Genomic DNA, 12,949 nt, shown 5'->3' on the forward strand with positions numbered 1-12,949 from the left:
CGGGAATTGGAGAATGTCCATAAAATAGTAAATAACCTCCTTCAGCCAAAAATGTTTAGTATTGAACGCTAAACAAAGCTCTTGATCAAATCGGCGCTTTTTTACATTTTCACCCTGTTCAGATAAGTTGTCAAGCGGTTTTTTTCAATACTGCATGCTACAGCATCGAATGCGGACTGAAGGTAGCATATATGGTATTTATGACAAATCAACGATTTCATGAAGAACGAGAGAAACGATAGTCATTTAAAAAATATCTTGACAAGTTTTAATTAATGATCTATATAAGTTCTTATATAAGCTATTAGACAAGGAGGCAAAATATGTCAAAGGCCGTGAAGTCATTCAATGTTGAAAAAACAATATACGACTCACTTATTAAATTATTCAAGAAGTATGAAGCGTCAACGAGCGTATCGTTTTTCGTTGAGCAATGTCTTTCCAAGCTATTGAAGAACCTGTCAGAAGTCGAAGAAGTTTTGAAGAAGACGGATTATTATCCGGACATTATGAAATTTATTATTGAGAGATCATGTAACGAGGTAATAGTTACAACGGCTGGAACACGGGCTGTTCCTGAGGGACTCATGAATAGAGACATTACAACTGACCCGTATTCATCAATCGTACCGCTTTACGTGAATAACGAAGATGATTTGCAACCTTTGAAGTATAATCCAGATAATTGGGAAGAGGACGAAAGGCCGGAATACTTAGAGGGTGTTTACTGGGTCGAAGAGTACGAGGCATACAAGCAGGGTTTACCAGTTGTGTTTGTTCGACTTTTGAAGACTGGAAAATTCGAGTTGTCGCGGGACAAAAGGGTTCTGATTGAAAAAGAGACTGGTAAGCGATTCATAGAATTTTATGGAACGCAAGTGATACAAGTTGCCACCAATGCAAAGGTTATCAGTACAAATGATGAAAAATGATGTTCGGTAAATACAGAGGTAATAAAAAGCTTTGTTGACAGAAATTAACGAGCAAAATATAATCTCTCAAGATCAATTCAATCCTTGGGGGATAGTCATGAAAAAAGGAGCAATACTTTGCAACAAGTGTAAAAAACATATGAAAGGGCCGGTATGCAGTACAAGTAAATGTGAGAACACAAATTGTTACATAGCTATTTATTGGGAGGGAAAGCACTACTGCTTCAGAAGGGATAGCAGGAACGAGGTCTACGATTACAGAGAGGCGTTTAAGAGTCTTGCAAAAATAAATGCAGCTATGGAGGATAAAAAACACAAGTTTGACCCCACGCAGTGGACAGATTCCAGCATTAAGGCGCGAAGATTTGACAATCAAATCGAGGAGTATTACCAGGAAAAAGATGATGAAGTTAAATCTGACGAACTAAGTCCAGAGTATTACAGGATAATAAAAAACTACCATAAAAACTATTTCAAGTACTTCAATGACTGGGATGTGAGGGGGGTAGACAGAGAAGCTCTCCATAAGTTCAAAAGGGAGTGTCTGGACGGTCTAAAAATCAAATCAAGAAAAAATATTCTTAACGCTCTCAGGGCCTTCTTTTCTTGGCTCTACGAAAACGGCGTCATACTTCAAATGCCGGTTTTCCCGAAGATAAAAGGGGATGATGCAAGCCCAAGAAGAGCACTGAGAAAAGAAGAGCAAGACGAAGCATTAAAAAGGATTCCGGATGTGTTCCGGGACCCGATAGAATTCAGCATGAAAACTGGGATGCGTCCAGGCGAACTGTGTGCTGTTCTTGTGAAAAGTGTTGATATCGAAGTTCGGGTTGTTTGGGTGGAGCGTACACTGTCCGGGTCAACATACAGGGAAACAACAAAGAATAAGAGTAAGTTACCCATTCCGTTGAATGACAAAGCGTTAGAAATAGTTGAACGAAACATAAAAGGGAAGCTTAAAAATGCCTTCGTGTTTATAAATCCGGTTACTGGCCGTGGTTACACCAGGAAATATTTGGGTGAAACGTGGAATAAGTATTCAGGCACGGATGTGACGTATTATGAGGCAACGAGACATTCGTACTGTACACATATTGTACCGCTTACGGGTTCCTTAAATGCTCAGAGGCTTATGAGGCATAAGGACAGTAGATCGACAAATAACTATTATCATGCTTTTAATGAAACGCTGCTTGATGTAGTGCAAAGAATGGACGATAACGTCATTGAATTGAAGGAAGTAAAAAGGAAACGGAAAGGAAACGAGTTTTAAATGAAATTAGTCAATAATATCAGGTATAATATGGCGGAGGGAGTAGGATTTGAACCCACGGGACGCGTAAACGTCCAACGGTTTTCAAGACCGCCGCTTTCAGCCGCTCAGCCATCCCTCCGGTTTAACTACAGTTTTTAGTTATGAGTGCTGAGTTATGAGTTAAAGGGCTTATAGATTCAAAAAACAACAACTTAAAACTCAAAACTAAAAACTGTCTTTATTACCAGCGTATCAAAGAACTGCCCCATGTAAGGCCACCGCCAAAAGCAGTCAGAAGTACTAATTTATCTTTAGCAATTGTTCCATCTCTCACTGCTTCATCAAGCGCTATAGGCACTGTGGCAGATGATATATTACCATATTTTTCAATCGTCATATAGAGCTTATCCATAGGAACTTTCAGCTTTTTGGCCATACCCTGGAGAATCCTTAAATTTGCCTGATGTGGAATAATCACATCAACGTCTTCGATGGTATAACCATTTTCTGCAACCGCCTCTTCACATGCCTCAGCGAACCTGCTTACCGCAACCTTGAAAGATTTGTTTGCCTCTATCATTTTTAGAAAATGAAGCCCTTTATCAACACTTAGATGTGATATGGGGGTTGTTTTTGAGCCACCACCTGGCATCAGTAACGTGTCACCGCTTTCCCCATCAGTATGAATGTGGGTAGACATAATCTCAGCGCCTTCATCAGTTTCCGTGATGACCGCTGCACCAGCTCCATCTCCCCAGAGGATACAGCTTTCTCTCTCCTTCCAGTTAACTACCCTGCTCATAATTTCACCTGCCACAACAAGCGCCTTTTTATTTGCACCACACCTGATCATCCTGTCTGCCACATGCAGAGCAAAAATGAAACCTGAACATGCTGCTGTTATGTCAAAAGAAACGGCATTATTACATTTTAATTTGGCTTCAAGCCAGTTCGAACCTGCGGGGCAATGCGTATCAGGCGTGATTGTGGCAAGGATCAACAGGTCGATATCATCAGGCTTTACGCCAGCCATCTCCATAGCCCTTTCGCAGGCTATCTTACACAAATCAGAGGTTCCGGCGTTCTCGTCAGCAATTCTTCTCGCTTTGATGCCTGTCCTCGTAAAGATCCACTCATCCGATGTATCCAAAAATTTCTCAATATCAAAATTTGTCACAATTTTTTCTGGGAGATATGAACCTGTTCCGACAACACCAATTCTCTTCATCATAAACTCCTGGTTAAAAGTCGACGGGTTCTGATGTTTATAGAACCCTTAGTTTTTCTTTTTGTGCTTTAGTAGAACAATAAAGGGTCAGGATTGTCAAGGAGAAAGATACTCGCACAAGGCAATAACAAAACACCAAGTTCCAAATACCAAATTAAAATTCAAAAAATGGAATTTGTTTATTTGAATTTGGAATTTGCAATTATTAGATTTCTGCCCGATATTCTTTAAGCTGGGCAAGAGAAAAGACAGGACCGTCTTTACAGATATATTTTGAACCGATATTGCAGCGGCCGCAGATACCGATGCCGCATTTCATTCTTGCTTCCAGCGTGGTGATGATATTCTCATCTTTAAAGTTCAGTTTCGCAAGGTTTTGAAGGACAAATTTAATCATGATGGGCGGACCGCAGGTAATGGCGATGGTATCCTCAGGCGACGGGGCAATCTCGTTAAGAACGGTAGGCACAAAACCGGTTCTCTTATCCCATCCGGGATATTCCGTATCAACAGTAAGGATCAAACTAACATCCGACCGTGATTCCCACTCCTTCAGGTCATCTTTATAGCAGAGGTCAGGGGGTGTTCTTGACCCGTAGAGAATCGTTATATCACCATAGTCGGCCCGGTTGTCGAGCATAAAAAGGATAAGCGTTCTCAGCGGGGCTAATCCAATACCTCCACCGATAAAAAGTATCTTTTTGCCTTTCATCTCTTCATAAGGGAACCAGTTGCCGAGAGGGGCTCTTACCCCGATCTGGTCGCCTTCGTGGAGCTCATGGATAACAGAGGTTACTTCGCCAACCCTCATAACGCTGAACTGTAAATAATCCATCCGCGTAGGAGGAGAATTGATGACAAATGTTGATTCACCCACACCAAAAACAGATAACTGTCCCACCTGTCCAGGTTCATAGAAAAACGTCTTCATCTTCTCAGGGTCATTCAAAATGACCTGATAAGATTTTATATTCGGTGTCTCATCTATGACCTTTATGACAGTAGCCAGGTCGGGTAGATAGGGATTCTTGTTTTCTGTCATTGTTTCTGCTCCTAACTGTTAGTATCGGTCCCTATGCTTTCCGGGGGCTCATTCGTAAATTCGAACCGTGAACCTCTCAGATAAGAAACTATTTCACTGATATCCACCGAGACAGGACAATGCCTTATGCACCTTCCACATCCGCAGCAGGCAATCACACCATTATATTTCTCAGGGTAATAGAGAAATTTATGCCCTACCCTGTTTTTGAAGCGTTTAAACTTTGTCGGTCTTGGATTGTGACCGCTGCCCTCTAATGTAAAGTGAGGAAACATGCAGCCATCCCAGCTTCTGATTCTCTCGCCAATATCAAGCGACTGCTCGTCGGTAATGTTAAAACAGTAGCAGGTCGGGCACAAGTAGGTACATGCACCGCAGCTTAGACATTTACTTACCACATGTTCCCAGAACTCATCGAGGTCAAAGAGCGACCTGGATATCTTTGGCAGGCCATCTTCTGCAAAGGGATTCCTTACAAGGTCATGTGATTCAAGTTGTCTTTTGTGAGCCTCTTCCGCATACTGTGCCCCATCCTCAATCTGGGGAGCATTCAGAATTGTCTTCCCCTTTTCTGTTACGGGTTCTATGAAATACCCCTTTTCAAACTGAGTGATGAGAACATCGGAACCTTCCCTGTGCGCTGGCCCGCCTCCAACAGCCACACAGAAACATCCCGGAGAAGGTGCGGAACAACATAACGTAGCTATCATGGTCTTTTCACGGCGTCCCTGATAATAAGGGTCCGGCGTGTTTGTGTCCATATAAACCCTGTCATATATCCTGAAACCCTTGGCATCACATGGCCGGGCGCCAAAGATAATAGCACGTGGAAAATCCGTGTTTGCTTCAAGCTCAACGGACATTTTTCTGGGGTCCTCAGCATCCTTTTTGTATTTGAAGGAAAATAATGTTTCACTCTGGGGGAAAACAGCCAATTTTGGCGGATTGTTGGCCGGCCTATCAAGACACAGGGTTGTGCCGGGATCAAAAGTCTTAAAGATAACCGTATCCCCTTCAAGGCAGGGGGCATAGACAACTGCATCTTTGCTCAGTTCTCTTAAAAATTCTTCCAGTTTTTCCTTTTGAACAAAACCGGTATCAGCCATTAAATTTTGTGCTCCTTTATCGTTGCCTCATCTACTTTAAATGTATACAACGGAGGTTTATCCTCAGGATTAATACCCGGCTCATAGCCAAATAGTTCTTTCATATCAAGGTTGATCTTCCTTTTGAGTTTGTTTACAGGGATTCCCATAGGACATGCCCTTTCACATTCACCACATTCAACACATCTTCCGGCAAGGTGGAGCGCATGTATCATATGAAACATGAATTTTTCAGAAAGTGTTGATCGCTGGCTTATCCAGTGAGGATCACGGGTCTCTGCTATACAGCTGTCCTGACATATGCACATGGGGCACGCATTTCTGCAGGCATAGCAACGGATACAGCGGTCGAATTCCTGTTCCCAGTATTGTAAACGCTCTTCCAGGGTTTTATTTTCAAATTCTTTTATATCAGCATAAACACTGTCAGGAGATTTATCCGACGTTATGGGATCACCCACAAGGCGGTCATATACGATAGGGGTTGGGTACTGGCAGGTTTTACACTTATCAGGACAAACATCCGACAACAATAACGTTTTCTCGCCTTTTAATGTCTTTACTGAGATTTCACCATTTTCTCCGAAGGTAATATCTTCGATGGGTTCATGATTCGTCTCATGCAGCACTTTGTTAACACTTATAACGCCATTGCAGGGGATACCGATAATCACCACATTTTCCCTGTTGATTAAGCCTTCCTCCATGAACTGTACGATTGTTCTGCTGTCACACCCCTTAACGACCACTGCAACCTTCTTTTTCTTTAAAGAAGGCAGGTAGCTCGTCAGATTATGCGCACACAGGGGGTTCCATACGAGCTTATTAATCTCCTCAGGCATGGTCATAAAACACGGTGTTACATGGAGCTTGTCAAAACCCTGTTGATAGGCGAGTACCACATCAACTTCACTGAATACGCCGGCAATTACCTCCCGAAGCCTTTGAGAAATCAAGGAGTAGCCTCCTTTCTTGCGTGCAGCGGACCCAGTTCATGGACCCGTTTCGTAAAGTCTGTCACCGTCTGCTGCCATCTCGCCCCTTCTGAGGCAGAAATCCACGTGTAATGGAATCTCCTCTCGTCAATACCGAGAAAAGGCAGGAGTCTCTTTAACATTTCAAGTCTTCTTCTCGCATAAAAATTTCCATCAGTATAATGGCAATCTCTTGGGTGGCATCCCGAGACGAGCACACCATCGGCACCATTCAGAAGAGCTTTCACTATAAACAGTGGGTCTACCCTGCCGGAGCATGGAACCCGTATAATACGCAAATCGGTAGGCTGTTTAAAACGGCTTACACCGGCAGTATCAGCGCCGCCATATGAACACCAGTTGCAGAGAAACCCGACAATCCTCAATTCCCGGGCAGCTATGTCAGACATATGGCATTAACCTCCGCTAAGAGTTGGTTATCGGTAAAATGCTGCAACTGTATAGCCCCGCAAGGGCATGTAGATGTACAGACTCCGCAGCCTGCACAAACCGTCTCAATAACATCAGCTACAACCCGGCCGTCCCGTAATTCTTTTTCTTTTATTGCCTGGAACGGGCAGGTTTTCACACATTTAAGGCATCCAACGCAGGCATTGATATTCACCTTTGCCACAGCAGGATCAGATTCAAGCATGTCCTTTGAGAAAAGCGCCTGTACCTTGCTTGCCGCAGCACTCCCCTGGCTTACCGAGGCAGGGATATCTTTTGGTCCCTGACATGCACCGGCAAGAAATACGCCAGATGTATTCGTCTCCACCGGTCTTAATTTTGGATGACTCTCCACATAAAACCCGAATGTGTCATAGGAGATATGGAGCTTTTCCGCCATATGTCCGGCATCAGAGTTTGAAATAACAGCAGTGCCAAGAACAACGAGATCTGCCTCAACCTCTACCTGGGTCCCGAGGAGCGTATCGGCCCCTTTGACGATCATCTTATTCCCTTTCGGATAAATCCTTGATACTCGACCCCGTATATATTTCACCCCGTATTCTTCCTGAGCCCTTCTGGTAAATTCATCATAGCCTTTACCGGGGGAACGGATATCCATGTAAAAGACATATGATTGGGAATCGGGGACATGATCCTTTGTGAGGATAGCCTGCTTTGCAATGTACATACAACAAAAGTTGGAGCAGTACGGGATACCGATTGATTTATCACGGGAGCCTGCACATGCCACAAAAACGACTGTTTTTGGTTCAACATGGTCTGATGGCCGCACGATATGGCCGGAAGTCGGGCCTGAGGCATTGAGTATACGCTCATACTGGATGCCTGTTATCACATCGGGATAGCGTCCTCCGCCATACTCGGGAAGCCTCTCAATGTCAATAAGGCTATATCCGGTTGAAACAATGATTGCTCCGACTTCTTCGGTAATGACCTCATCCTGCATCTCATAATTTATCGCCTTTGTGGGACATACTTTTGCGCATACACCGCATTTCCCCTTTACAAACTGGCGGCAGTAATTCGGATCAATTTTTGCCTTCTTCGGGATAGCCTGAGGGAATGGGATATTGATCGCCCGCGTCGGCGCCACGCCAAAGTTAAAATGATCGTAGGAATTTTTGGATGGGCATTTCTCCATACAGGTACCGCAGCCGGTACATTTTGTCCAGTCTACATAGGTGGCTTTTTTACGGATTTTGATTTGGTAATTTCCAACATACCCTTTTATCTCGTCTATCTCTGAATAAGCATGGAGTTTTATTTTGTCGTGCTGCGCCACATCAACCATTTTCGGACCAAGAATACAAATCGAACAGTCTATGGTGGGGAATGTTTTGTCGAGGCGCGACATCATACCGCCCACACTGGGGCTTTTTTCGACAAGGAGCACTTCGAGACCGCCGTCAGCACAGTCAAGCGCTGCCTGCATACCTGCCACTCCGCCCCCGATAACGAGTACCCTCTTATTAACTTTAAAAGATGTGGAATAAAGCGGTTTATTCTGCTTTACCTTTTCAACAGCCATTCTCACTATTTCTATTGCTTTGTTTGTGTTTGCTTCCTTTTTTTCACCAACCCACGATACATGCTCTCTGATATTTGCCTGTTCAAAGAAATAACGGTTCAAGCCCGCCTTTGCTACTGTACGCCTGAATGTCAGCTCATGCATACGCGGCGAACAGGCAGCAACAACAACCCTGTCAAGATTTTCGCTTTTTATAGCCTTTTGAATTTCTTCCTGACCTGGTTCAGAACAGGTATACATATAGGTTGTCGCATAGACAACGCCGGGCAGTTTTCTCGTCTCTTCGGCAACTTTTGCGACGTCAATTGTTCCCGCAATATTGTTTCCACAGTGGCAGATAAACACGCCAACCCGCATTTATTCGTTCTCCTCTGGTTTTGCTTCTTCTTTTACCGGCTTTTTCTCCGGCTTTTTAGCCTTTACCTGTGCTTCCGTCTCTTCCCTCTTTTTCAGTTCTTCAACGGTGATCCGTGAACGGATTATCTGTTCGGCGCTGACAATTAGCTTGTCCATTCCCAGCGCTTTCGGGGAAAGACCATAGGTAAGGCCAATGATCTGCGTAAAATAAAGAATTGGTATATTAAAGTTAGAACCCATGGTGCTGTTCACCTGACCCTGACGAAGATCAAGGTTCTGCTGGCAGAGGGGGCATGCGACTGCAATACAATTTGCCCCGGCATCAAGGGCCATGGACAATACTTTATATGTAAGCTGATTCACCATCTCCCGCTTTACAACACCAAAGGCCGCACCACAACATTCAATCTTAAAGGCAAAATCACGGACGTCAACACCGGCAGATAATAGTATTTTATCCATGGAAATCGGGTTTTCCGGGTCGTCAAACTGTGCCACTTCAGGTGGCCTGTTTAAAATACATCCATAATAAGGCGCCACCTTAAGGCCAGGGAGGGCGTGGGTAACCCTTTGAGAAACCGCATCAAGGCCGATATCCTCATACATCACCTGAAGCGCTGACTTAGATTCAACTCCACACTCGTAAGGCTCGTCCAGGAGTTCATTTACCTCATTCTTAAAGGACTCACTCTTTGTCATTCCATGCTGTGCCTTTTTAAACGCCATCATACACGATGGACATGGCGTAATAATCGTATTGAGACCTATTTTTTCAACTAAAGCAAGATTTCTTGCGGCAAGGGCTGCTGCGAAGACATGATTCACTGTGTGTGCCGGCGTTGAGCCGCAACAACTCCAGTCATCGGGTTCTCTGAAATTCACATCCAGTTCTTTGAGGACAGCCCTCATTGATGCATCATATTCACTCGCTGTTCCTTCGAGGGAGCAACCTGAATAATACGCATATTCACGTTCAGTCATGCTTTTTAACCTTATCTTGAAATCTTTCGAAAATCTTTGCTACCTTATCTCTGCCTTTAATCTTTTTCGGGAAGAAATGAATCTTTCCGTGACTCATAACTTTCGGTCCTAAATCTGAATCTGCAAGAAAATGACCTGATTTGAGATTATATGCAAGAAGGATTCCTACTTCATATATCCTGCCAAACTGTTTCATCGAATCGAGGAAGGTATCATAAAATAATTTAATATCCTTTTCCGATACCCTGTTCTCTCTCCGGGCTATAATCCGGAGCGTATCCATTATGTGGGCAACGTCTATTTCGCAGGGACATCTTGTTGTGCAGGTTTCGCAGGTAGCGCAGAGCCAGATAGACTTTGAATTCAGTATGGTGTCTTTCTGACCCGACTGAAGTAATCTCATGACCTGACTTACCGGATAATCAAAATATTGGGTATAAGGACAACCTGCTGTGCAGTTACCGCACTGGTAACATAATGAAGGGTTTTGGCCGCTTTCTTTTGCAACCTCTTCTATGAAATTCCAATCAACATTACAACTGAGGTTAATGACGTCCATTTTCTTTCACCTAAGCCGACTATGCGTAACATCGACTATGTACTTTTTATCACAATTGCAAAATTATTGTCAACAATTATTAAAAAAAAAATCGTTTTCCATGATGAACATTACCTCAACTATTGTCAATCCAACAGGTTACAACATCTTTGTTTAGCTCAACAAAAAAAGCATCTATTTAATAGTGAAAAAATACACTAAATTAACAGCTCACTCTCAAATAATTCACTATAGTGAAAGGTATAAAAACGTCATTTACAGCCTGAACCACTTCGGTTCGTCAAACCGTTCTGTACTCCTCAGTATGCGGTTTGTATAGTTAATCACAAACTCCTTTTTGAGCTTACGTGTAACTCTTCGAAACTCTTCGTTTTTCATGAGACGGCCAATATCTTCAGGATCTTTAAAGGTAAATTCGGCGACAATTTCACAAAAACCACCGAGAACTACATTCCAGCCCCCCGTTACCTCTATATATTCAATTTTTTGCATTGCAGGCAGATGCTCATTAATGACAAATTGTGCATATGCGCTTTTCATCCCAGGCCTTAAATCATAATACTGATTGTATTTCCATACCCCTTTCTGAATGGGATATCTTCCCCGTTTTACCGCTCCCGTAGACTCCAATACGGTATTTCTGTAGTTACATACACAATTTTTCAAGGCAAGGGTGAGATCTTTGAAACCTTTACCGGTGATGATTTTTGAGATATCGTCCAGGCTTTCCGAAGCGAATACAGCAAGGATTCTCGGGCCAAACCCCACTTCAACGTAATACCCCCCTACAGGGATAAAACCAAGGGTTGTTATTTCGGGAAGGTATGTGTCATTAACATATCGTACATATTCGTCCTCTTTATCTTGGATAACATCCCAGTTTTGAATAAATAAAAGGGACATCTTGGCCTCCTTAAAAAATCTCTTTTACATCACATACATTGAGTTCAAGCATGGTAATGCTTGCAAGAATCCTTTTAGCATTTCTCTTTACCGCTTCGATTTCCGCACCTTCTATCATAATGTCTTCGGCTATTTTTCGGAGTTCTCTTATCATTGTATCAAGCATTTCTATCTCTTTCATTCCTTTCAATGCCCTTCCTCCCTCGTTAGTTTCCTTAAATCTTTAAACCTTTTTGCCTTAACTTCATAGCGGGGCAGGCTTCCGAACGGATGAATGCTGACCCTGAATCCAAGATTTAACCGGATTCTCAATTGGTCTTTCAGACGGTTTAGCACCATCTCCTTCTTATCTTCATATCCCGGCAGGAATTCAATTTCAAGGAGAATATCATCGATATTACCCTTTTTGCTAACTACTACCTGATAATCATTACCCAATTCAGTTATACTTCTTACGACCTCTTCTATGACCGTTGGAGCAAGCAGTACCCCTTTTACCTTCGTAATGTCATCGGTCCTGCCTGAAACCCCGCCATCTGCTATCCGGAAGGTACGCCCGCAGTCACACGCATAACCGGCCCAGCGGATTACATCTTTGGAATCGAACCGGATACATGGCTTGCCGGTCCTGTCAAGGGCAGTAATAATCATTTTACCGTTTTTTCCAGGTGTGTCGATGATCCCACCTGTCTCAATATCTTCAATCTCTACAAGGAAAAATGCCTCATTCACGTGAAGGCCTCCTGGCTGGGAAGCACATTCATAGCTCCAGGCTCCTATCTCAGTTGCTCCAACATGGTCATAGACCTTAGCACCCCAAGCATCTTCCATGCGTCTTTTCGTGGTCAATATACTTGCTCCCGGCTCACCCGCACAGGTTATTTTCCTGATACAAAGGTCTCTGCGGGGATCAATACCCATTTTTTTTGCAGTATCTGCCATGCCGAGTACATAAGTCGGCGTTGCCATAAAGGCGTTACATTTAAGCTCCTTCATCTTCAGGATTCTTGCTTCGGTATCAAGCACACCCCCTGGAACAACCTCGCACCCGATCTTTTCTGCTGCATAATGTCCTGCCCAGAAAGCAACAAAGATATTATAACCGAATGGTATAAATACTCTGTCACTATCCCTGTATCCCTGTGAGTAGAGGACATACGACCAGCATTCCGACCACCACTCCCAGTCCTGCCAGGTATCTGCCTGATAAACGGGGACACCGGTGGTACCGCTCGTCTGGCGGAACTCGGTCACTTCACTAAGTGGTACGGCAAGCATATTCCCGTAAGGAAAAGGCATCCCGGCCTGTACATCCCTGAGCATCCCTTTATCGGTTTTAGGTACCTTTTTGATGTCATCAAAAAACTTAATATCCCCGGGCTCAAACCCTGCGTCCTTATAAAGTTTTCTATAGAACGGAGAATTGTTATATGCCCATTCAACGATTCTCTTGAATTTCTTAAACTGAAGCATACGAAGCTTTTCAATTGGAAGGGTCTCGAGGATGGGGTTCCAGTAGATATCGCGTTCAGGCATGTTTTACTCCTGAACATTATATACCATGAAAGGAATTTTTATCATCAAAAAGGTGAGGTCTGGCCTGAATCGCC

At 43.5% G+C, this 12,949-nt stretch carries 13 protein-coding genes and 1 tRNA gene; 2 read left to right on the forward strand and 12 right to left on the reverse strand.

The window, feature by feature from the left end; translation table 11 throughout:
• Positions 1–323: 323 nt before the first annotated feature.
• The gene (locus NTX75_04265; protein MCX5815444.1) at positions 324–932 is read left to right on the forward strand and encodes a hypothetical protein; all 609 of its coding nucleotides are present in this window, start codon (positions 324–326) and stop codon (positions 930–932) included.
• Between the two features lie 97 nt (positions 933–1,029).
• A complete protein-coding gene (locus NTX75_04270; protein MCX5815445.1) occupies positions 1,030–2,205 on the forward strand; it encodes a tyrosine-type recombinase/integrase in 1,176 nt (391 codons plus the stop codon).
• A 31-nt stretch (positions 2,206–2,236) separates the two neighbouring features.
• Here the strand turns inward: NTX75_04270 and NTX75_04275 are convergent.
• The 12 genes from NTX75_04275 to NTX75_04330 all read right to left on the reverse strand — a co-directional run bounded on the left by NTX75_04275 (position 2,237) and on the right by NTX75_04330 (position 12,875).
• Positions 2,237–2,326, reverse strand: a tRNA-Ser gene (locus NTX75_04275).
• Between the two features lie 102 nt (positions 2,327–2,428).
• Positions 2,429–3,418 (reverse strand): ketoacyl-ACP synthase III, encoded by a 990-nt coding sequence (locus NTX75_04280; GenBank protein ID MCX5815446.1) that lies wholly within the window; start codon positions 3,416–3,418, stop codon positions 2,429–2,431.
• 202 nt (positions 3,419–3,620) lie between these two features.
• Complete coding sequence (locus tag NTX75_04285) at positions 3,621–4,457, reverse strand: FAD/NAD(P)-binding protein (GenBank protein ID MCX5815447.1); 837 nt, start codon at positions 4,455–4,457, stop codon at positions 3,621–3,623.
• Positions 4,458–4,468: 11 nt separating this feature from the next.
• Positions 4,469–5,563, reverse strand: a complete 1,095-nt coding sequence (locus tag NTX75_04290; protein ID MCX5815448.1) for a 4Fe-4S dicluster domain-containing protein — start codon at positions 5,561–5,563, stop codon at positions 4,469–4,471.
• Entirely contained in the window at positions 5,563–6,516 is a 954-nt protein-coding gene (locus tag NTX75_04295) for a 4Fe-4S dicluster domain-containing protein (GenBank protein MCX5815449.1), read from the reverse strand. Before NTX75_04295 ends, NTX75_04290 begins: the two co-directional genes overlap by 1 nt.
• The gene (locus tag NTX75_04300) at positions 6,516–6,947 is read right to left on the reverse strand and encodes a hydrogenase iron-sulfur subunit (GenBank protein MCX5815450.1); all 432 of its coding nucleotides are present in this window, start codon (positions 6,945–6,947) and stop codon (positions 6,516–6,518) included. Before NTX75_04300 ends, NTX75_04295 begins: the two co-directional genes overlap by 1 nt.
• On the reverse strand, positions 6,935–8,896 hold the full coding sequence (locus NTX75_04305) for a CoB--CoM heterodisulfide reductase iron-sulfur subunit A family protein (protein ID MCX5815451.1): 1,962 nt from the start codon (positions 8,894–8,896) through the stop codon (positions 6,935–6,937). Before NTX75_04305 ends, NTX75_04300 begins: the two co-directional genes overlap by 13 nt.
• Positions 8,897–9,877: a CoB--CoM heterodisulfide reductase iron-sulfur subunit B family protein gene (locus NTX75_04310; GenBank protein ID MCX5815452.1), complete on the reverse strand. Its 981-nt coding sequence runs from the start codon at positions 9,875–9,877 to the stop codon at positions 8,897–8,899. It lies immediately after the preceding gene.
• Positions 9,870–10,436 carry a 4Fe-4S dicluster domain-containing protein gene (locus NTX75_04315; GenBank protein MCX5815453.1) on the reverse strand — a complete coding sequence of 189 codons (567 nt, stop codon included), beginning with the start codon at positions 10,434–10,436 and terminating at the stop codon, positions 9,870–9,872. Before NTX75_04315 ends, NTX75_04310 begins: the two co-directional genes overlap by 8 nt.
• A 255-nt stretch (positions 10,437–10,691) precedes the next feature.
• A complete protein-coding gene (locus NTX75_04320) occupies positions 10,692–11,339 on the reverse strand; it encodes a hypothetical protein (protein ID MCX5815454.1) in 648 nt (215 codons plus the stop codon).
• 10 nt (positions 11,340–11,349) lie between these two features.
• Entirely contained in the window at positions 11,350–11,520 is a 171-nt protein-coding gene (locus NTX75_04325; protein MCX5815455.1) for a hypothetical protein, read from the reverse strand.
• A 5-nt stretch (positions 11,521–11,525) separates the two neighbouring features.
• Entirely contained in the window at positions 11,526–12,875 is a 1,350-nt protein-coding gene (locus NTX75_04330; protein MCX5815456.1) for a phenylacetate--CoA ligase family protein, read from the reverse strand.
• Positions 12,876–12,949 lie beyond the last annotated feature (74 nt).

It is taken from the genome of Pseudomonadota bacterium, assembly GCA_026388315.1.
Taxonomy (GTDB): domain Bacteria; phylum Desulfobacterota; class Syntrophorhabdia; order Syntrophorhabdales; family Syntrophorhabdaceae; genus MWEV01.